General features: G+C 55.9%; 16 protein-coding genes. 5 read left to right on the top strand and 11 right to left on the bottom strand.

Features of this window, described 5'->3' with window-relative positions; translation table 11 throughout:
• The first annotated feature begins 108 nt into the window (after positions 1–108).
• From zapE to JIF53_RS09005, 5 genes are all read left to right on the top strand, one after another.
• Positions 109–1206, top strand: coding sequence for a cell division protein ZapE (gene zapE, locus JIF53_RS09025; RefSeq protein WP_206769562.1), 1098 nt, complete (start codon positions 109–111; stop codon positions 1204–1206).
• A 35-nt stretch (positions 1207–1241) separates the two neighbouring features.
• Entirely contained in the window at positions 1242–2426 is a 1185-nt protein-coding gene (locus JIF53_RS09020) for a thiolase family protein (RefSeq protein ID WP_014422096.1), read from the top strand.
• A 218-nt stretch (positions 2427–2644) separates the two neighbouring features.
• Entirely contained in the window at positions 2645–4492 is a 1848-nt protein-coding gene (locus tag JIF53_RS09015) for a DUF1302 domain-containing protein (protein ID WP_199452322.1), read from the top strand.
• Positions 4493–4525: 33 nt separating this feature from the next.
• Complete coding sequence (locus JIF53_RS09010) at positions 4526–5887, top strand: DUF1329 domain-containing protein (protein ID WP_199452321.1); 1362 nt, start codon at positions 4526–4528, stop codon at positions 5885–5887.
• Between the two features lie 270 nt (positions 5888–6157).
• Positions 6158–8833: a LuxR C-terminal-related transcriptional regulator gene (locus JIF53_RS09005; protein WP_199452320.1), complete on the top strand. Its 2676-nt coding sequence runs from the start codon at positions 6158–6160 to the stop codon at positions 8831–8833.
• A 26-nt stretch (positions 8834–8859) separates the two neighbouring features.
• Here JIF53_RS09005 and JIF53_RS09000 read toward each other — a convergent pair whose 3' ends face one another.
• From JIF53_RS09000 to JIF53_RS08950, 11 genes are all read right to left on the bottom strand, one after another.
• Positions 8860–9759: an acyltransferase gene (locus JIF53_RS09000; protein WP_199452319.1), complete on the bottom strand. Its 900-nt coding sequence runs from the start codon at positions 9757–9759 to the stop codon at positions 8860–8862.
• A 31-nt stretch (positions 9760–9790) separates the two neighbouring features.
• Positions 9791–10723, bottom strand: coding sequence for a glucosaminidase domain-containing protein (locus JIF53_RS08995; protein ID WP_199452318.1), 933 nt, complete (start codon positions 10721–10723; stop codon positions 9791–9793).
• Between the two features lie 69 nt (positions 10724–10792).
• Positions 10793–13024, bottom strand: a complete 2232-nt coding sequence (locus JIF53_RS08990; protein ID WP_199452317.1) for a hypothetical protein — start codon at positions 13022–13024, stop codon at positions 10793–10795.
• A gap of 118 nt (positions 13025–13142) precedes the next feature.
• Complete coding sequence (locus tag JIF53_RS08985) at positions 13143–13703, bottom strand: YfaZ family outer membrane protein (RefSeq protein WP_023009053.1); 561 nt, start codon at positions 13701–13703, stop codon at positions 13143–13145.
• A gap of 142 nt (positions 13704–13845) precedes the next feature.
• Positions 13846–14034: a DNA gyrase inhibitor YacG gene (yacG, locus tag JIF53_RS08980; RefSeq protein WP_011786133.1), complete on the bottom strand. Its 189-nt coding sequence runs from the start codon at positions 14032–14034 to the stop codon at positions 13846–13848.
• 33 nt (positions 14035–14067) lie between these two features.
• Complete coding sequence (locus JIF53_RS08975) at positions 14068–16422, bottom strand: hybrid sensor histidine kinase/response regulator (protein ID WP_121207110.1); 2355 nt, start codon at positions 16420–16422, stop codon at positions 14068–14070.
• A gap of 44 nt (positions 16423–16466) precedes the next feature.
• On the bottom strand, positions 16467–17216 hold the full coding sequence (gene tsaA / locus JIF53_RS08970; protein ID WP_011786131.1) for a tRNA (N6-threonylcarbamoyladenosine(37)-N6)-methyltransferase TrmO: 750 nt from the start codon (positions 17214–17216) through the stop codon (positions 16467–16469).
• 8 nt (positions 17217–17224) lie between these two features.
• Positions 17225–18214 carry a hypothetical protein gene (locus JIF53_RS08965; protein ID WP_199452316.1) on the bottom strand — a complete coding sequence of 330 codons (990 nt, stop codon included), beginning with the start codon at positions 18212–18214 and terminating at the stop codon, positions 17225–17227.
• 88 nt (positions 18215–18302) lie between these two features.
• Positions 18303–18920 carry a dephospho-CoA kinase gene (gene coaE, locus JIF53_RS08960; RefSeq protein ID WP_199452315.1) on the bottom strand — a complete coding sequence of 206 codons (618 nt, stop codon included), beginning with the start codon at positions 18918–18920 and terminating at the stop codon, positions 18303–18305.
• Entirely contained in the window at positions 18921–19796 is an 876-nt protein-coding gene (locus JIF53_RS08955; RefSeq protein ID WP_199452314.1) for a prepilin peptidase, read from the bottom strand.
• A gap of 68 nt (positions 19797–19864) precedes the next feature.
• Positions 19865–21085 (bottom strand): type II secretion system F family protein, encoded by a 1221-nt coding sequence (locus JIF53_RS08950; RefSeq protein ID WP_199452313.1) that lies wholly within the window; start codon positions 21083–21085, stop codon positions 19865–19867.
• Between the last annotated feature and the right edge of the window lies 1 nt (position 21086).

Genomic DNA, 21086 nt, shown 5'->3' with positions numbered 1-21086 from the left:
TGGCGAAAAAACGCGAAATAGGCGACAATACCGCGCCGATTTTTCACTCGACTCAACTATTCAGGAAGCCTGATGACTGCAGCCACGTCCTCCGATACCGTTGCGAACCTGACCCCTTGGGAGCGTTACCAAAAGGATCTTGAACGCCCGGATTTTCACAAGGACCCCGCCCAGGTAGATGCAGTCCAACGCCTGCAGTCACTGTACGATAAATTGGTGGCTGCTGAAAACGAGCGCAACAAAGGGTTGGCCAAACTGCGCCGCAAACTCAAGAAGGGCCGGGAAGAGCCGGTTAAAGGCCTGTATTTCTGGGGCGGCGTTGGCCGGGGTAAAACCTATCTGATGGACACCTTTTTTGAGTCGCTGCCATTCGAGCGCAAGATGCGGGTGCACTTCCACCGTTTTATGCAGCGCGTTCACAACGAATTGAAGGCTTTGAAAGGGGAGAAAAACCCCCTTGAGATGGTGGCTAAAAAGTTTGCGGACGAGACCCGTGTCATCTGTTTCGACGAGTTCTTTGTTTCCGATATTGGCGATGCCATGATCCTTGCCACGCTGATGGATGGGCTTTTTGGTCGTGGTGTTACCTTGGTGTGTACGTCCAATATCGTCCCCGATGGCCTTTATAAAGATGGCCTCCAGCGCGCGCGGTTCCTGCCTGCCATTGAGCTGGTAAAGAAGTACACCGATGTGGTGAATGTGGATGGCGGCGTGGACTATCGCCTGCGTACCCTGGAGCAGGCAGAGCTTTATCACTGTCCGCTGGATGATGAGGCGGATATCAGCTTGCGGAACAGTTTCGACGCCCTGGCCGTCGAAGCGGCGAAGCACAGTAAAACCATGGAAATCAACGGTCGCAAGATTCCGGCCCAGGCCCACGCAGACGATGTGGTCTGGTTTGACTTCAAAGACGTGTGTGACGGCCCCCGGAGCCAGAACGATTACATCGAAATGGCGCGCCAGTTCCACGCCATTATCGTCAGCAATGTACCGGTGCTTGGTGGCGACAAGGACGACCAGGCGCGCCGTTTTATCAACATGATCGATGAGTTCTACGACCGCAACGTCAAGGTCATTATCTCCGCTGCGGCGCCCATCACCGAGCTCTATTCGGGCGGGCGTCTGAGCTTTGAATTCGAGCGCACGGAATCCCGATTGCTGGAAATGCAATCCCAGGAGTATCTTGAAGCGCCCCACAAACCATAACCAGAATCATAAAGAACCAACAGAGAGGTCACAGCATGAGTCAGGACAACGTTGTCATCGTGAGCGGTGTTCGCACCCCCATGGGTGGTTTTATGGGTAGTCTTGCCCCGGTTTCCGCGCCGGAACTGGGCGCAATTGCCATCGCTGAGGCGGTGAAGCGCGCCGGCCTGCAGCCTGCCGATATTCAGGAAGTCATTATGGGTAATGTGCTGCCGGCTGGCCTGAAACAGGGGCCCGCTCGCCAGGCCATGCGCAAGGCGGGACTGCCAGACAGTACTGGCGCCACCACCATTAACAAACTTTGTGGCTCCGGCATGAAAGCGACCATGTTCGCCCATGACCTGATCAAAGCCGGCTCAAACGACATCATGGTAGCCGGTGGCATGGAGAGTATGTCCAACGCGCCTCACATTTTGCTGGGCGCCCGCCAGGGCTACCGCATGGGGCCTGGGCAGGCGCCCCAGGACCATATGTTCCTGGATGGCCTCGAAGACGCCGAGACTGGCCGTTTGATGGGATCTTTCGCCCAGGAAATGGCGGACAAGAAAGGCTATACCCGGGAAGAAATGGACGACTACGCGATTTCCTCCCTGAATCGTGCCAAGAAAGCGATTGAAGAAGGCCTGCTCAAAGAGGAGATCATCCCCGTTACCGTCAAGACCCGTAAGGGCGAGGTGGTGGTAGAGGATGATGAGCAGCCCCACAACGCCAACATTGAGAAGATTCCGACACTGCGCCCGGCGTTTGCCAAAGACGGTACCGTGACTGCGGCAAACGCGTCTTCCATTTCTGACGGCTCCTCAGCACTGGTGCTGATGCGTGAATCCGAAGCCGAAAAACGTGGCCTCAAGCCCCTGGCGCGGATCGTTGCCCATAGCACTCAGTCCCAGCATCCCAGCGAGTTCACCTGTGCGCCAGTGGGCGCGATCCAGACGCTTTTCCAGAAAACCGGCTGGACCAAGGACGATGTTGACCTTTACGAGATCAACGAAGCCTTCGCCATGGTGGCCATGATGCCTATCAAAGAACTGGGCCTGGATCCAGACAAGGTGAATATTCACGGTGGCGCCTGTGCCCAGGGGCATCCGGTTGGGTCTACCGGTTCCCGTCTTCTGGTTACCCTGATGCATGCCCTCAAGCGCTATGGCAAAAAGAAGGGTGTTGCCGCGCTCTGCATCGGTGGTGGTGAAGCCACCGCAATGGCGATCGAAATGCTGTAAGACGACAGGTGGTTGCACTCCTGAATCTTGTCTATAGTGAGGGAGTGCGAGCCCCGGCTGAACAGAGAGTGACAGCAAAATCATACTTTTGACTGATCAAAGCCCCCGAAAGGCTTAGCTATAGTGCAATCATCACGGCACTGTGTGTACAGCCGTCAGGACACCTAACACCAGAACAATCGAGCAGCGACTCAGAACAACAACGGAGTAGCCTTCCAATGACAAGAAAAACTCAACCGTGGCAGCGTTGGACCAAGTTACCACTTGCCGTAGCCATAGCCGCCGGTGTGTCCGGCCAGGCAGCAGCATACTCGTTCTACATGGGTGATGTTGAGGCTCAGTTCAATACCACGCTATCTGCAGGTGCTTCCTGGCGAGTAGAGGATGCCGACAAGCGTCTTCTGGCTCCGCACGATGGTCGGGGTACTGCTTCCACCAACAACTATGACGACGGCAACCGCAACTTCGATAAAGGCGATACCATCTCGAAGATCGTCAAGGGCAACAGTGAGTTGTTCCTGGATTACGCCGTGGACAGCCAATATCTGACCCGAGTAGGCGGTTTTGTTCGTGGCCGCTATTGGTACGACTTCGAACTCAAAGACGAGAATCGCCGTTACGTAGAGCTCAACGAGAAAGCAAAGGATAACGCCTCAGGCGGCGAAATCCTTGATGCCTACGTGTTTTCTGACTGGTATTTCGGCAACATCCCCGTGAGCCTGCGCTATGGTAAGCAGGTGGTGAGCTGGGGTGAAAGTACCTTTATCCAGGGTGGCATCAATACCATTAACCCGGTAGACGTACAGGCCTTCCGTGCTCCGGGCTCTGAGCTTAAGGATGCGCTGCTGCCGGTTGAGATGTTCTATATGTCTGCCGGTGTGACTGAAAACGTCTCCATTGAAGCCTTCGTTCAGGCCAAATGGGAGCCGGTGCGCCCCGACGATTGTGGGACCTTCTTCTCCACCATCGATTTTGTCGCTGATGGCTGTGGCCCTATCTGGCTAGCGGGTGATGTGAGTGAGGCTCAGAGTCAGATACTTGATGCTGCCGACTCATTGGGCCTTGGTGGCTATGCAATTAACCGACTGGCTGATGTAGAGGCGGATTCGAAGGATCAGTTCGGTGTAGCCGTTCGCTGGTATGTGCCTGAGCTGAATGATTCAGAGCTGGGCTTCTATTACATAAAGTACAACAGTCGCTTGCCGTATGTAAGCGGTGTGCTGAACGACGGTCCTGGGCCCCAGGCGGGTGGGTTCCCTGAGTACTTTATGGAGTACCCGGAGAATATCGATCTCTACGGTATCAGTATCAATACCACCACGCCCGGCGGCTGGTCGCTGGGCGCCGAGTATAGCTTCCGTGAGGATGTGCCCCTTCAGTGGAACGCATTTGAGCTGATCTACGCTGGTCTGCAACTGCCGACCAATCCCAATGATCCAAATTCGACGCCTGTAAGTCTCTTGCAACAACAGCGGCAAAAAGAACTTGGAGCGGACTTCGATATCAACGGTCTGAGGGCTTCTGGCTATGACCGTTACAATGTCTCCCAATTCCAGTTCACGCTGATCAAGTTCTTCGATCAGGTTATGGGTGCCAGCCGTCTGTCCCTGATCAATGAAGTGGGTATGACCTGGGTACACGATCTGCCGGGCTACGACGAGGCACGTTATGGGCGCTCCGGTACTTTTGGCCTAGGTCCGGTGCCCACGCCTGCGGGTGATATCTGTCCCCAGCTGAATCTGAACCCGGACTACTGTGAGAACGACGGCTATACCACAGACTTCTCCTGGGGCTATCGCACCCGCCTGGTTTGGGACTACCCGAACGTGTTTGCAGGTGTGAACCTGTCGCCACAGTTGGCCTGGAGCCATGACGTAGAAGGTTACTCTCCGCAGCCGGGTGGTGCCTTCAACGAAGGAAGCAAAGCACTTGGTCTGTCTGTTCAGGCGGTTTACCAGAACAAGATCACAGGCAACATCGGCTACACAAACTTTTTCGGTGGCAAACCGTATAACGAGTTGACCGACCGTGATTTCGTGAGTGCGAGCGTTTCCTACTCATTCTGAACCGGACCGAATTCGTTCAACGAGGTAATTTAGATGAAACTGAACAAGAAACTACTGGCCACAGGTGTACTGGCTGCAAGTCTCTTTACCGGTCAGGCCTGGGGCGCGGTTTCTGCAGAAGAAGCGGCCAAACTGGGAGACACTCTGACCCCGATGGGTGCAGAGAAGTCCGGTAACGGTGGCGCCATCCCGGCATGGACGGGCGGGTTAACGACTCCGCCAGCCGGTTACAAGGGCGACGGTATTTATGTGAATCCGTTCCCTGATGAGCAGCCTGAGTTTGTCATCGATCAGAGCAATGTTGATCAGTATGCCGACAAGCTGTCACCGGGCCAGGTGGCGATGATTCGTCAATACTCTGATTACAAGATTCCGGTGTATCCGACCCATCGTACGGCGGCGTACCCGAAAGAGGTGATGGACGAGACCGTTGAAAACGCCACCAAGGTGGAGTTGATTCAGAACGGTAACGGCCTGGGTAATTACGAGAGCGCAACGCCGTTTCCGATTCCCCAGAACGGCCTGGAAGCTATCTGGAACCATATCACCCGTTATCGTGGTGGTTCGGTGCAGCGGAACGTTGGCCAGGTTACCCCGACGGCTGGTGGCGACTACTCAGTGGTCAAGTTCCAGGACGAGCTGACATGGCGTACTTACCTGAGCGATTACAAGCCGGGTGAGGACGACAACGTTCTGTTCTACTTCAAGCAGGCCATTACTGCCCCGGCACGTCTGGCGGGTAACGTACTGCTGGTTCATGAAACGATTGATCAGGTGAAAGAGCCGCGCCGGGCGTGGATCTACAACGCCGGTCAGCGTCGGGTTCGCCGTGCTCCGCAGGTTGCCTACGATGGCCCGGGTACTGCAGCCGACGGCATGCGTACCTCTGATAACTTCGATATGTACAACGGGGCGCCAGACCGCTACAACTGGGAGCTGCTGGGCAAGAAGGAAATGTACATTCCGTACAACTCCTACAAGCTAGTGGATCGCAGCCTGAGCTATGACGAGATCATCAAGGCCGGCCACATCAATCAGGACCTGACCCGTTACGAGCTGCACCGTGTATGGCACGTGCGTGCAACTCTGAAAGACGGTGAGCGCCACGTTTACGCACAGCGTGACTTCTACATTGATGAGGACTCCTGGCAGGCGGCGGTTATCGATCACTACGATGGCCGTGGTGAGCTCTGGCGTGTAGCAGAAGCACATGGAATGCAGTTCTATGACCAGAACGTACCCTGGTACGCCATTGAAGTACTGTACGATTTGCTCTCCGGTCGCTACCTGGCCCTTGGCCTGACGAACGAAGAGAACCAGCCGTACACCTTCGGTGTCGAGCGTCAGTCGCGGGATTACACGCCGGCGGCTCTGCGTCGCGCTGGAACCCGTTAATAACAGCGTTTCACCGCTGTCAGGAAAAGCGAGCCTTTACGGCTCGCTTTTTTTTGGCCGTTGGTAAGTGTCTCCGCGTTAAAAAATCGCCTCTAACCTCTTTTTTCCCCGTCAATTTTTTGCAGCAAGCACCTGCTTTGGTTTAACCTCTCCCTCAAGACTCATACTAAAGGCGTACCCCATGCAGGACGCCATGCCGTTTTCGGCCTAAGCAAGACTCTTATTTTCCGGTTTGGGCGTTCGTCCGGCCGGTTTCAAACGGGGCAGTGCGTGAAATCCTTTAAAGAAGGCTGTGCAGCCAACGACGAGTTCCAGACCGCGAACTCCAGTCTACAGAGCGGTGAGCTGGTGCGGGATCTTATGGAGCACCGGCTGAGGGTGCCATCTGTACCAGACGATACCCTGGCGAGGCCGAATCTGGATCGAATGATATGCCAGGCCTTGCAGCCGGGGCGGTTGCTTCAGTTAGAAGCACCGGGAGGCTATGGTAAAACCCATGCGCTAGTCAGCGCGCTTGCCAGTGCACCGGATGTGAATGTTCGCTGGATCGCCCTTAATGCCGGAGACAACGCACCCTCCCGTTTTCTGTCAATACTTGCGATGGCGTTGGGGGTGGCAGAGGTGCTTCCGCCCAATGGCGGAACCTTTGAAGACCACTTGACCATGCTTCTGGTCAATCGAGATCGGCAAGCCGGCGAGGCCAGGGAAGTGCTGGTGCTGGATAACGTCCATTACCTTACCAACCCGGCGGTCAGTGGCTTATTGCACCAGCTGGTTACCCATCTGCCATCGGGTCTTTCCGTTGCTATGGCTTCTCGGCGTCCGGTGCCATTTGAGAGTCACACACTGGAATTGAATGGCAAGTACACGAGGCTGGGGCCGGATATCCTGGAGTTCTCACGGTCTGAAACCTTTGAGTTTTTTGCGAAAGCGCGCTCCGACAGCCTGATTACGAGCGTCGCGATTGATCATTTATTCGGGCTGACTGAAGGTTGGCCAACGCCACTGGCACTGTATCGGCGGGAGCTGAAACAGGGCGGGGAGCGTCGGGCCCTGCACGAAACCCCTTCGGTAGAGCGTTTCCTGAAAGACTGTATTGCGGCCCAGCTGGGGTCCGCTCAGTTGAAATCAATGAGGGCGATTGCCGAGCTGGACAGCTGTTCGGATGAGTTGTTTTTCGCTATCGAGCCTTCCGTGTCAGAGTCGGGGATGCCACCGTCTGAGGCTGCTGATCGTGGTCTGCCCTTGAAGCCGGTCCCTGGCCGGGGCCGGTGGTATCGCCTGAACCCATTGCTACAGGCCTGGCTGCAAACCCCGGTGATGGGGGGCTACATCACCCGAATGCTTATGGCCAGCCGATGGTTCGAGCAGCGCCAGCAATTCCCGGAAGCATTAAAGTATGCGGTCCTGGCCGGTGATAGCGATGAGGTCGTGCGCATTGCCTCCGAGAGTACCGAGGCGCTGTTACTGGGCCAGGATACTGCCTCTTTGTTGAGCTTGAGAAAAAACCTGCCTGCAGAATTGCTGGAGCGAAGCGCCCGGCTGCGTATTGTTTACGGCTGGGTACATGCCATTGGTGGTCAGTTCCAGCAGGCAAAGCAGCTTCTTGAAGGCTTCAATGACCGGGACCGGAACGAGCATGAGGGCCGCATCTACGCTTTGAAGGCGTTTATATTGCGCGGTGAGGGCTTTGTGCAGCCCGCGTTGGCCATGGCTGACAAGGCGCTGGCGATGGGTAGTATGTCGACCCAGGCGCAGTTGGTGACTCAAATTGTTCGTTCGAGCGCGCTTTGTGCGGCCGGGTCTTTTCAGGAGGCTCGGGATGCCAATCGTGTTGCTTCCAAGCTGGCCCGCGAAGCTGGCGATTCGGGGTCCGAGGCCCTGGCGGTATACGCCCATGCCCGCATTGAACTGGGCAAAGGGGCACTGCGCCACGCGGAGCAACTGTTGCGAACCGGGCTGGATACGGCCATGCAGGAGCTTAGCCGGCCGGCACGAATCGGGGAAACCCGCCTGCAGCTGAATCTGGTTCTGGTGCTCTGGCATCAGGGGCGTCTGACGGAAGCCGATCGACTATTGGTCAACTGTGCCCGTCATGCCGAACAGACCCGTGATCTCGGGTTGCTGCTCGCCATGGCGTTGAGGGTACTGATGTGTCGCGCTCAGGGCCGGATGGATGATGCCTTCGTCTGGGTGGGCCGGGCAGAGCGCACCATGCATACCTGGCAGGTGGATGAGAGCCTGTACGTACCGGTTCTGGAAGCGTTGAAGGCCAGCTGTTGGCTGGCTCAAGGCCAACACGACAGTGCGACGCAGGCGATCGCCAAACTGGAACCTTACCGTAAAGGTGGATGTGTTCCAGAGCTTTTCCCGATGATGCCAGGCCTGCTGGATTGCTTGCAGGTGCGGGCTGATATGGCCAATGGCGACCTGGTGAGAGCCCGGGAACATCTGGATGCTGTCTCAGAGAAATACGAGGGCGGCATGCCCTGGGGGCTGCAGCTGCATGCGGGTTTGCTGGATGCTGTTCTGCTGGAAGCCGAGAAAGGCCTTCCTGCCGCCCGGAAGAGGCTGGAGAGCGTCGTTGCCCAGGCGAGCCGGGAGCATTTTATAAGCCCCTTTGCAGAGCTTATGAAAGAGCTTGGCCCGTTGATGGACAAATGTTATCGCCATCTTGATAACGGGGACTTCACCGCAGCGCTTGGGCGGCTGTTTGGTTGTGAGCCCGTGGCACCGGCGGCAGACCCCCTGGCCGAGCCTATCAGTGATCGAGAGCAGGGCGTTCTGGAATTGATCGCCCAGGGGCTATCAAACCAGGAAATCGCCGACAAATTGCACATTTCGCTGCATACCGTGAAAACCCACGCCAGAAGGATAAACGCCAAGCTGGATGTTAAATCACGGACACAGGCAATTGTCCGGGCCCGGGAGCTGGGGCTGCTGTAATACCGCAGCCCCGCAGGGATTATTCGTTAGCTGTTTTCGGCCAACAGTGTTTCAATTCGCTGGTCTTTCTCCGCCCAGATCTCACTTACCCATCGCTGGAAGTCGACCCTGACCTCCCGGTTGTTTTCGTAATCCATTCCAAGAAAACGCTCCGGCACTTCGCGGGTGCGAATATCGATCACGATCTTGCGCACCCGTCCGCACAGGTAGTCCCAGATGCCGGGTCGGCCACCGGGATACACGATAGTGACATCCAGCATGGTATGAATCATCTCGCCCATGGCGCCAAATACAAAGGCCGTGCCGCCCGCTCTGGGTTTCAGCAGATGCTTGTAAGGTGAGTTCTGGCGCTGGTGTTTTTCCGGGGTGAAACGGGTGCCTTCCATAAAATTGAAAATGGTCACTGGTGTGTACCGGAATTTTTCACAGGCGGCCTTTGTCGCTTCAATGTCCTTGCCTTTCAGTTCCGGGCGTTTGGCGATCTGTTCCTTGGTATGTCTGTGCATAAACGGGAAATCCAGAGCCCACCAGGCAACTCCTAACAAAGGCACCCAGATCAGCTGCTTTTTCAGGAAGAACTTCAGCAGTGGGATTTTGCTGTTCAGTACATATTGAATAGCGGGAATGTCAGCCCAGCTCTGATGGTTGCAGGTGACAAAATACCAGTGCTCCTTGCTGAGTTCTTCCGCACCACGGACCTCCCATTCCACCCGGTGGAGCAGATTCATCAGGGTGTTGTTGAAGCCGATCCAGTACCAGGCAATGGCATTCAGCACGATAGTGCACGCCTTACGAAACGGCTGGACTGGAGCAACGAGTTTGGCCAGTGCTACCAGCAACAGTAGCGGAAGAAACAACAGGGTGTTGATCAGTATCAACAGCACCGCAAGGATGCCTTTTAGCGGCGCGGGCAGGAAATCAAGCATCGGAGAATCTCGAATCTGTCAGGTTCAGGGATTAGCCTTCAAACGGGCTCAGTTGGCCACCGGATCCACCGGGCAGGAGCGTCGTGTCCGGAATGGCGGATGCCAGCCGTTCAAACTGCGCAGGGGTCCGGTCACCCAGCAGGGTTCTGAATTCCTCGTCGTAGAACTCCAGATTGTTGTAACGGATCATGGCGCGAATCTCTTTTATGTACTCCTCACCACGCTCGGAATAGCCAAGCAGGCCTTCTGCAAGCTCCCACCCAGACAGGGGTTTCTGGGCATTGCGATCAGCGAGCCGAATATCACGAACTGTTTGATAGGTGGGATGACGGTTCAGATTCTGAATGTAGGAGCGCACGGAGTAATAAGGTGACGGGAATTTTGCCACTTCGTGATTGGCACCTTCGATTCGGCTCTGCGGCACCAGCCCGCAGCCCCGGGAGAAGCACCATTGACCAAAGAGATTGTTGCCTTCGGTCGCAAACCGGGAGGTCCCCCAGGCGGATTCATTCGCTGCCTGAGCCAGGATCAGAGACGGAGGAATGACATCGAGGCGTTTCCGAAGCAGGTCGAACTGCTGGTCAGTTCCGGCCTCGGCCTCAATGCGCAGTCGATCCCCCTGGCTTGTTAGCCATGCGAGTTCATCTTTAGTCAGAGCTTCCTTTCCCTCAAGCGTGGTGAGATATTCGCGCTCCAGCAGAATACGGGAATTGGCAAGCACTATCCTGGGATAGAGGTAAGAGAAGAACGCGACTTTCTTTTCAGTGGTGTCCTGATAGGTTGAGAAGTCCGGAAGACCCTCATTCGCCCAATTTGGAAGCGGTGGCAGAGAAGACAGCGTAACTTCGCCTTCGCCTTCTCCCGGCAGGGTGTTCTGACTTGCGGTTGGTGTGTAAATAGCACCCGCAACAGCAAACGCAAACAACGGCATCAACAGCATCAGCGCCCGGTTAACTGCAGTCATAAACCCCTCGTTACTATCGATATGGCTTGAATTATAACAGGTTATACGGGGCTGTCCGCGGTTCAGGTTTTAAGGCGCAGAGGATTCCTCAACAAGGGTTGCGAGCAATAGCCCGGTTTTCATTTCCGGGCCGGTATCGTCGCTGATAACCAGGAAGACCTGGTTGCCGGCCGCGGTATAGAAGCCGCGCATCTCGTATTCTCCGGCGCTGGTAATCGAAATGCCCCCTTCCAATGTTGTTGTGAAGCTGCCATTAAACTGCATCGGCAGTTCTTCAGGGGCCACCACCTCGTTGTCTTCGATAAGGTGGTTCACCATCATGGTTGTGCCCTCGAAGCTGGCAGAACTGTTCGCCAGGGTCAGCTGTGCATTGTTCACGTGGTAGAGCCGGTTTTCCTCCTGCGTCACGCCAACGATGGCGCCCTGTAACCGATAGGTGCCTTCTGTCAGTGCTCCGTCTGTGAGCGTTTTTCCTGCCACCAGGAGGCCACTGCCCAACGTGCCATCATTGAGGTTAAAGCCCATCAGATCCTGATTTGGGGTTGCCGCTCCCAGGCCCATGTCGGGGATGCCAAAGTTGGGGTCGTTGAAGTTGGTTCGTTCGTCGATCTCGTTGCGGAACAACCCCAGCCGCCCCATATAAATATCACCCGAGCTCAGGCGGGAACGCCGGTTAATCAGATTCCAGGTGTCGTTGCTGGTATTGGGTGTGGCTACGCCACCGGAGGCGTCGCGGGCCAGGGTGAACTGATCCACATTGGCGGTGCCGTTCAGAGTCTGACCGTTCGCTGAGCCGAATGCCCATTGACCATGTCCGGTTTCGAATGTTGCAGGCGCCCCATCGGCGAAGCGGGTGGCGAGGTAAGCCACATTATAGGCCTGTCCGGCCATATCGTAGATCTGGAATGCCTCCGCACGTTGGAGGTGTAGCTCGAATACGCTCAGGTAGTGGTTTTCGAGAGTGTTCCGGCGTTTGAGCTTGCCGTTATCATCTTCCAGCGCGATCGCTTTGCCGCCGGTGAAATAGTTGGTCAGTACCCGGTCTGGCCCGCTCTGGTCATTCACCGGTTCGGAAGTAAAGGCATCCAGATAGTACGGGTTTCTGGTCCAGCCATTGATCAGGCTGCTGTTTCGTTTGGTGATGGTTTGGTAAAGGGCTCTTCCCGCCAGCAAGCGAGCCGGTGTTTCGGTGGTCAGTGTGGCAGCGCCCGGGGCGCTGGAATGGCTGTTTCGTTCCCAGGTTTCGGTCCCGCGCTCAAAAAAGAGCTGCTCTGGAATACCGGAATTATTCCGCTCGAAAAAACCGTGAATCTGCGTTTGGCGATCGTAAGGTATGTCCGTGGCCAGAGACGTGATATTCAGGTTGAAGGCATCGAACGACGTGAGCGTCAGTGCGGGATACAAAAAGGCGCGGTTGTCCTCGGTCAGCCGCTCTACCTGAGCCATGCGTACGCCCCACTGGCCGGCTCCTGCTACATTGGATTCGCGAAACGTCTGGCCCAATTCCAGGCCGAGAAACACGGAGTTGTAATCCGCCGCACTGGCGGAAATCCGGTCTGAGGATGCCTGGCCGAGCAGTGCGTAGTCGGCCATATCTGCTACATAGCTGGCAAAATCAGCCCGGTCAGCCAGGGTAGAGGTCGCTTGGGTAACGTTAGCGTTCTCCGGAATATCAATCTCAAAATCGTGTACCTGGTCGGCCAGAGTTCCCCATACATACTTGTTCAAGCAAGACGCGTTATCCACACAGTCCAACACGGTCTGAAAATCATAGGTGGAGTACCGGCGCCAGAGCACCTCGGTAACCAGGTAATGGGAAAAAGGGTTCACCTTTACATCCCGGTCGGCGTCTGCTGCCAGAGCGGTCATCGTGGCGGTGCCATAACGGGCCTCAATGATCACATCCGGACCAACGGGAACGCCATTATCAAAGGTCAGAATAAAGTGGCCGTCCGTCCCTTTTTCAGTGGAGTAACGAACATCATCAAAGGTTTGTGCGCTGGTGTTGGTGCGGTAAACCCGAACCTGATCGGGAATCACAATACGAAGGTTACGCCGTGTTTGCTCGCCCTCAGGTGCCAGATTAACGGGTAATTCCATGGTAACCCGTACCTGATTTGGCTTCAGGCCCCGGGCGTTGCTGGAATCCCCGGTACTGCCGGAACTGAAATCATCCAGCGCGTTCTGAGTGTTGCCAAACCGGTTGGGAATGTCTTTGGCGCCGTCAATCGCACTATCTCCGCCCCCACAGGCGGAAAGCAACAGGGAAGTAGCCAGTATGGAAGGGATTGTCAGTCTCATGAAAGCGCAGTCCGGTTTGCAAATGTCCGGACAGACTAGCAGTAATCAGGAGGGCAGGGCGTGAATGGCTGCACGAATCGGTCACCCGGCAAGGCGCCGGGTAACCGAGGCGAAGGGGTCAGAAGAAAATCTTGATACCGGCCAACACGCCCTCATCCAGATTCACATCTGGAGAACCGGCAAAATCCAGTTCTGTATTCAGGTAACGGTAACCGGCAAACACTTCCGCATTACGGATAACACGGTAGCTGCCCCGAAGTTCCACGCTGGTCATGTCGTCGGAATCTCCGAACGACAGAATGCTTGGAGCGTAGTGCAGGCTGCCGCCAAACGACAGACCGGGCACGGTCGGAATGTTCACCGTGGCGAAACCGCCAAGGCCGATGGCACCGCCATCAACATCGTCGTCATCCCAGCCGACGCCACGCATGCCGATGCCGGCAGTTGTTGGCAGATTCCCAAGGGCAGTGCGGCCCTGGGCATGAAAATCGGCGTTGATAATGTGGCGACTACCTTCATGGTAGGTGTATCCAGCACCCATTTGCAGCTCTTCCTGGCTGCCGAAGAAGTTAACCTGACCCTTGACCGAATCGTTGGTCAGACTCAGATCCAGGTCACTGGCCAGAACCGGAGCGGCGGCAAGAGAAAGCGCCAGTGCTGAGATGCGGGTAATCTTCATGTGTACACCTTTATTGCTGTCGTTATGAGAGCGTGGCCGGCGCAACTGCCGGTATATGCGATAGTTTCAACGTCAACGGATGTTAAACATCTGCCGGGTGGTTAACAACTTAAAAGCCCGTAAGTGGCTCGCAACCAACACGTTAGTGACGGGTAACCTCGCCGCCCTGGTCGAGATCATCGGGAGAGGCGTTTTCGGCCGGCACCCGATACTCCTCATTGGCCCAGGCACCCAAATCGATCAGTTTGCAGCGCTCAGAGCAGAAGGGGCGCCAGGGGTTGGTCTCGCTCCATTCCACGGATTTCTTACAGGTGGGACACTCTACATTCATGGCATGATTCCGGGCAGGTGACTTGCGGCTTCATCAGGATGTTGCAGAAGCCTGACAATATTGTTCCAGCACTGCCCGTAGCATTTCAAGGTTGACAGGTTTAGCCACAAAGGAATCCATGCCCGCTTCGCGGCAACGTTCCTCGTCTTCTTCCATGGCGCTGGCCGTCAGTGCCACAACCGGTACCCGGCTGCGACCATGGTTGGTTTCCCAGGCCCGGAGCTGGCGTGTTGCTTCGTAGCCGTCCATCCGGGGCATAACGCAGTCCATGAAAACCACATCAAACTGATGCCATTGCCACAGCGAGGATGCGGCCTGCCCGTCGTTTGCCGTCATGACTTCGCAGCCCAGTTTTTCCAGCAATCGCCGGGTAAGGGTGCGGTTTACGGGATTGTCTTCCACCAGCAGCACCCGCATCCGACCGCAAGGGATTTCCCGCTGGCGACTTCCGGCATCCGCCATGGTCTTCAGAGAAAAGCGGGTAAGAAACCGGCGTTCCTGTTGTGTGTCATGGGTAAACAGCTGGTTCAGGATCGGAATCAGGTAGGATTCCCGGAGAGACTTGCTCAAGAAGGCATCAGCACCGGCCTGGCGAAAATGCTCGGCGTCCCCTCGCTGGGGGTTGGAGGACAGGATCAGAAGCCTCATTTCGGCCCATTGCGGGTTGCTCCGTACCTGGCGGCACAGTAAATCCGCATCCATGTCGGGCACGAAGCCGTCCAGAATTGTAGCGTCGTAGGGTATGCCTGCATCAAAGGCTTGTCGCAGGGCGGTCAGTGCTTCCCCGGCTGACCGGACGGCATCAATATGAACATCGTAGCGGGATAGCATCTCCAGGGTAATCTTGCGTGACAGCTCGTAGGAATCAACGACCAGTACCCGTCGGCCCTGCACCTGCCTTGAATCCGGCCGAACCTTGGCAGAGCCGTCGGTTGCTTCCTGAAGTGACAGTTCCACCCAGAAGGTAGAGCCCTCGCCGGGCCGGCTCTCCAGATCCATCGAGCCGCCCATCAAATCGACCAGTTGACGGCAGATGGTGAGCCCAAGCCCCGCACCCGGTAACTGACGCTGGAAGCGCTGACCAAGTTGAACATAGGGCTCGTAGACCAGAGGTATGTCCTCCGGATTTATACCAACCCCGGTGTCCTCAACCGCCAACCGTAGGCGCACTTTGCCTTCTTTTCTGCCAAGAACCTCAATGCTGATAAGCACATGGCCGGAATCCGTGAATTTGATGGCATTGGATAACAGGTTCAGCAACACCTGTCGAATGCGTACCGGGTCTCCCGTCAGTGCCCAGGGCAGGTTTTCATCCACCCGTACTTCCAGGGCCAGACCTTTTTCCCGGGCCCTGGAGCCAAGCATATGAATCAGGTCGTTCAGGGTTTCACGCAGGTCAAAAGGAATAGCCTCAAGCTCCAGCTTGCCGGCTTCCATGCTGGAGATATCCAGCAGGTCATTGATGATGGAGGACAGGCTTTCCGAAGCATTGAGCAGGGTATTCACATACTCCCGTTGCTCCTGGTCCAGAGGCGTGTCGGTCAGCAAATTGGCGTAACCGAGGACAGACTGAAGCGGAATACGCAGCTCGTGGCTGACATTGGCCAGGAACTGATTCTTGGCGTGATTGGCTCGGATGGCTTCGTCCCGTTCGCCCTGAGTCTGGATGGTCGTCTGCCTTAATGAGCGGGTGTCCTCGAGAATCTGCAACCGCATCTTGTTCAATGCCTGCTCCAGTTCGGAAAGCTCATCGGGCCGGGAAGGGTTGCGCCGGCGCAGTTTGAGAGGCTCAACAAGTGCATCCAGGTTCAGCTTGGCCGCATAGTCCGCCATGGTCTCCAGGTGGCGGGACAGTGCTACCCGTACAATCAACAGCAATCCCAATGTGCCCAGCATCACCACAATGGACTGGAACAGGAGATTCAGCAGGGCGCGATCGAGGATATCCTGGTATACCTGTTCAATGGACGAAACAATGGTCAGTTCCCCCACTCGTTGCGGACGGTCAAAACTGGAACGGTTGAATTCGAGGGGGAATGTCTGGGTAATTACCCGGCCTTCAGGGTAGGAGCCGGTACTGAATTCTTCGCCGGTGGTTGTGATCACCCGTGCATAGCCAATAAAAGGCATGGAACGCATGTCGTCCAGGCTATTGGCTACTTCGCTGAAATTCATCACCCACAGGTTGGTGCTCATGCCGCCGGCGATAAGTTCAGCGGCGCGCTCCTGACTGCTCTGCAATTCCGATTTCTGGCGTTCGAATTCGCCAATCATCTGAACACCCGTTGCCACCAGTGACAATATCAGGCTGTACAGCAGCACCCACCCAAGCAACCGCAGTGCCAGTGGGCGCAAACCCAAACGCTTGAAGAACTGGTTTGAAGGCAAGGCACAAGTTCCCTGTGTCGACTACAAAATCACCAAGGTGCATCTTAACAGACGGATATCACTTCCACACGCATGATTGAATCTTCATTCACAAATCGAAACCGAACATTCTTGTCGAACAGGTTGGCTCCGTAGATTCGTTGTTCATCCCGACCTCGGCGGAACGACGGGCGCGGGTCGTAACTGACGACGTCCTCAATCAGGGCGCGGAAATCCGGATAGTCGGCCTCCGGAAGCTGGCTTAGCTGGTCAGAGGCTTCCGGTGCAAAGGTCACCTCCAATCTGTCGGTCGGCGCGCTGTCTGCCCAGCCCAGTGATGCCTCCGGGACAGAATCCGAGAATGGCAGGTAGGGCTTGATGTCGAGAATTGGTGTGCCCTCAATAAGATCATGATTACTGATCTTCAGGACCAGTTCGCCATTCTTGCGAGCGAGCCCTTCGTTCCTGACGACTGACAGGCCAAGACTGTTCGGGCGAAAAGGCGAACGGCTGGCAAACACACCGATTTTCTTGTTACCCCCAAGCCTCGGGGGCCGAACCACCGGGCGCCATTCGGCGCGAACGGCTTCATGAAACTGGAAGGTAAGCCAGATATGGCTCGCTGACTCAAGGCCCCGGAAAGCGTCTTCACGATCAAAGGGACTTTGTATAACCAGTTCCGCGTGGGCATGGCGGGTAAGGCCGGGTTGCCGGGGAACGCCGAACTTGTCCTGAAAGCAGGAGCGAGTGATGGCAATCGGTGTGAGTGTCAGAGCTTCCTCGGCGGGCCGGCTTTTATGCAGTGGTCTGCTCATTTCTGATGTCATTCCCGGTCAATGGTGCCTGCAAAGTACATTTCGATTCGGAATACGATTGACGCCTGGTCGTCAAACCCGTCATCGCGCCGATACTCCAGGGCCGGAATCAGCTCCGCGAACAGCCAATCGTCATACACCCGGTAGCGCCATGTGATATCTGTAAAGTAGTTTGTGGTGCGCCAGGTTGGCTGGCTCTCGCCAAGCACGCCAATACGAGGGGTGATCACCGACCGGGTATTCAGACGTTTCTGCACGCTGTGAACATGGGCCCCGACAAATTCGCGGTCAGAATGAATCCATTCCAGCTCGGATGAGTTGTAGTAATGCCAGCCGTTACCCAGTGAGCGGTTTAAACCAACCCAACTGCGAGCCCCCCAGCCTTCGGTATGATAATAGTAAAAACGTTGCTGGGCATTGAGTGCCCAATCGTTGTCGATTTTCCAGCCCTTGCGCGCTTTCATACGCCAGAAGAGTTCGGGTGGCAGCCTCAGTCGGCCACCAATATCGGTTGAGAGGTTGATGGCATCACCGACATCGGTCAGAAATCTCAGGGCGCCGGTTGTTTCAGTGTCGGTTCGCTCTGGCTCTGTCAGTTGCCTGTCCCGCTCACGCTCCGCCAGTGGGATCAGTTCTTCGCTTTCACTCTCTACTACCAGTCGCAGTTTCTCCCCAGCGGTGGGGACATCGAGACGAAAGCGAAGCTCCGGCTCAAACTGGGCCGGATCGCTGTATTCAGATTCTGCTGCAAACCCCAGTCGCAGGTAGCTTTCGTTATTTGGCAGCGCCTGGGAAGATCCGGAGAGTGTCCGGTCTGCCCATGCACCCAGGGACTGCACTGTTGGGCCATGCTGACGTTCCTGCCGAATAACCCAGTCGCTGACTCCCAGCCACCAGGAATCCCTGGGCTCTGCCCAGAACTCATCGGGTTTGAAGGTATAGAACGAAATCGGCAGGCGCTCCGGCGCCAGAAGGGCGGGCACCGAGATATCACGCATGGTGATAACCGGTTCTGCCGCTTTCGTGAAGGAACAAGCGAGGAGGCCGGTGGCAAGTGCAGTACGAATAAGTGCGGGGCGGATCAGACTATGCTCCTTGGCTGAAATCCGCCATAAAACGTTGGTGCAGGGCGCGTACTGTAACTTCCACGAGCTCCAGCGGTTGCGCGTTGTTGATAATCTCATCGGCTTTTTCGCGACGGGCGGTTCTGGGCATCTGTGCGGCGAGTATCCGCTCGACCTGTTCCCGGCTATTGCCGTCTCTCGCCATGGTGCGGTCAATCTGAGTTTCTTCCGGTACATCCACCACAACAATCCGCTCCACCAGTTCGTGCTGGTTGGTCTCCAGAAGCAGGGGAGAGACCAGCATCACGTAGGGCAGATTGTAATCCTCGGGTGACAGTTGGCGGATCAGTTCCTGGCGGATAATGGGGTGCAACAATCCCTCCAGCCAGCGTCGTTGTTCAGGGTCCTCAAACACTTTTTGGCGCAGGGAAGCACGATCCAGTTCGCCGTTACCCTGAAGAATACTTTTGCCGAAGTGATCAGCGATGGCTCTGAGGGCTTGTGTGCCTGGTTCCACGACCTGTCGGGCGACATCGTCAGCGTCCACCCAATGCACGCCAAGAGCGCCAAACATGCGGGCAACGGTGGATTTTCCGGAGCCAATACCTCCGGTGAGGCCGATAACCGAATAGCGGGACATTCAGACTCCTAGGTACCCGAACCACATGGCCTGGATTTCAGGGCCGAACCACAACGAGAGTAAGCCTGCAGCGGCCAGGTAAGGGCCGAAAGGAATCGGCACTTCACGCCCGTGTTTGCGGAATACCATCAGACTGATGCCCGCAATAGCGCCCACCAGAGAGGAGAGCAGAATCACCGCAGGCAGCAGTTGCCAGCCCAGCCAGGCCCCCAGCGCCGCTAACAGCTTGAAGTCCCCGTGCCCCATGCCTTCCTTGCCGGTGGCCAGCTTGAACAACCAGTACACGCTCCAGAGCGAGAGGTAACCTGCCACAGCGCCCCAGAAAGCACTGCCAAAATCCGTCAGCACACCAAAGTAGTTGAGCACCAGGCCAAGCCACATCAGGGGCAGGGTGATGCCGTCTGGCAGGAGTTGTGTGTCGAAATCGATCATGGTCAGCGCCACCAGCGCCCAGACCATCAGCAACGCCCAGAGTGCGGACTCGGATGGCCCCAACAGATAAACCGTTACGACGGAAAAAACCGCAGTCAGTGCTTCAATGATGGGGTAACGCGGCGAAATACGTGTTTTGCACGAAGAGCATTTGCCACCAAGCATTAGCCAGCTGATGACCGGAATGTTCTCCCAGGCACGAATTTTGTGGCCGCAGGAAGGGCAGGTGGAGGCCGGCTTTGAAAGAGTTATCCGATCATCTGATTTGCGGTCGCCCTCCGGCACTTCCAGAAACTCCTCGCACTGGCATCGCCATTCCTGCTTCATCATTTTTGGCAGGCGAAGGATGACAACGTTCAGAAAACTACCGACGCAGAGAGAGACGAAAATGACGACCAGATAGAGAAGCCAGGGGGTGGACAGGATGGTTTCTAGGGGGAGCATTCAGAGACTCTGGTTTATCGTTGTTTTGCCCCCCTCTCCCTGCAGGAGAGGGGGTATGCCGGTGGAAATCAGCCGACGACCTGGCCCATCTGGAAGATGGGGAGGTACATCGCGATGATGAGACCGCCAACCAATACGCCGAGAACCGACATGATCATGGGTTCCATCAAGGCGGTAAGGTTGTCCACCATATCGTCAACAACGGCTTCGTAGTGCTCCGCAACCTTACCGAGCATTTCGTCCAGGTTGCCGGACTCTTCGCCGATGGCTGTCAGCTGAACCGCCATAACCGGGAAGACGTCTTGCTGACGCATTGATGCCTGGAGTTGGGTACCGCTTGAAACATCATTTTTGATGCGCATGACCGCATCGCGATATACCGCATTGCCCGTCGCACCGGCTACCGAATCCAGCGCATCAACAAGGGGGACACCTGCAGCAAAGGTAGTGGAAAGCACCCGACCGAACTTCGCGACGGCGGATTTATCGAGAATTTCACCCACAACGGGCAACTTGAGTGTGTACTTGTCGACAAAATCCGAGAACTTTGGCGAGCGGCGTTTTGCCTCTTTAAACGTAAAGATAACGCCTACTATCCCAAGCAAGACCACAAACCACCAGGATTGCATCCACTCCGAAAGCCGAACCACCATTTGTGTAAACACCGGTAGCTCGGCGCCAAAACCCTGGAACAGGCTTTCGAATTGGGGTACGACTTTTACCAGTAGAATGGCAGTTACGATGATCGCAACTACAACAACAGCAATGGGGTAGGTCATTGCTTTTTTAACTTTCTTTTTGAGCAGCTCGGTTTTTTCAAGGTACGTAGCTATTCGGTCAAGCATCTGCTCCAGCGCACCTGCTTTCTCGCCGGACTCGACCAAGTTGCAGTAGAGATCGTCGAAGTGTCGCGGGTGTTTGCGCAGGGCAGAAGCGAAACCGGTACCAGACGAAATGTCGTTTCGAATGCTCATCACCAGTTCCTGCAGACCTTTGTTCTCAAGGCCGTCTGCAACGATGTCGAAGCTCTGAACCAGAGGGACGCCAGCTTTCATCATCGTTGCGAGCTGGCGGGTCAGCATCGCAATGTCGAACGGTGTGATTTTCTTTTTGCCACCAAAGAGTGGTTTGGGCTTTTTCTTGACCTTGTCCGGAATAATGCCCTGCTTTCTCAACTGGGCCTTAACCAGGGCCAGGTTTGATCCGGTCAATTCGCCCTTGGCTTTGTTGCCTTTGCGGTCTTTGCCTTCCCAAACATACGATTCCAGCTTCTGCGCTTTTTCTGCCATG

The organism is Marinobacter sp. bablab_jr008, from assembly GCF_016464145.1.
Taxonomy (GTDB): Bacteria; Pseudomonadota; Gammaproteobacteria; order Pseudomonadales; family Oleiphilaceae; genus Marinobacter; species Marinobacter nauticus.
The sequence above is the reverse complement of the archived record's forward strand: the minus strand, read 5'-3'. Positions and strand labels throughout refer to the sequence as shown.

Bases quoted from the DNA above. Each gene is read 5' to 3' on its own strand.
- yacG (WP_011786133.1), bottom strand. From the start codon at position 14,034: ATGAATGTAGAGTGTCCCACCTGTAAGAAATCCGTGGAATGGAGCGAG.
- JIF53_RS08985 (WP_023009053.1), bottom strand. From the start codon at position 13,703: ATGAAGATTACCCGCATCTCAGCACTGGCGCTTTCTCTTGCCGCCGCT.
- JIF53_RS09020 (WP_014422096.1), top strand. From the start codon at position 1,242: ATGAGTCAGGACAACGTTGTCATCGTGAGCGGTGTTCGCACCCCCATG.
- JIF53_RS09010 (WP_199452321.1), top strand. From the start codon at position 4,526: ATGAAACTGAACAAGAAACTACTGGCCACAGGTGTACTGGCTGCAAGT.
- JIF53_RS08995 (WP_199452318.1), bottom strand. From the start codon at position 10,723: ATGACTGCAGTTAACCGGGCGCTGATGCTGTTGATGCCGTTGTTTGCG.
- JIF53_RS08950 (WP_199452313.1), bottom strand. From the start codon at position 21,085: ATGGCAGAAAAAGCGCAGAAGCTGGAATCGTATGTTTGGGAAGGCAAA.
- tsaA (WP_011786131.1), bottom strand. From the start codon at position 17,216: ATGAGCAGACCACTGCATAAAAGCCGGCCCGCCGAGGAAGCTCTGACA.
- coaE (WP_199452315.1), bottom strand. From the start codon at position 18,920: ATGTCCCGCTATTCGGTTATCGGCCTCACCGGAGGTATTGGCTCCGGA.
- JIF53_RS09000 (WP_199452319.1), bottom strand. From the start codon at position 9,759: ATGCTTGATTTCCTGCCCGCGCCGCTAAAAGGCATCCTTGCGGTGCTG.
- JIF53_RS09015 (WP_199452322.1), top strand. From the start codon at position 2,645: ATGACAAGAAAAACTCAACCGTGGCAGCGTTGGACCAAGTTACCACTT.
- JIF53_RS08990 (WP_199452317.1), bottom strand. From the start codon at position 13,024: ATGAGACTGACAATCCCTTCCATACTGGCTACTTCCCTGTTGCTTTCC.
- JIF53_RS08955 (WP_199452314.1), bottom strand. From the start codon at position 19,796: ATGCTCCCCCTAGAAACCATCCTGTCCACCCCCTGGCTTCTCTATCTG.
- JIF53_RS08965 (WP_199452316.1), bottom strand. From the start codon at position 18,214: ATGCGTGATATCTCGGTGCCCGCCCTTCTGGCGCCGGAGCGCCTGCCG.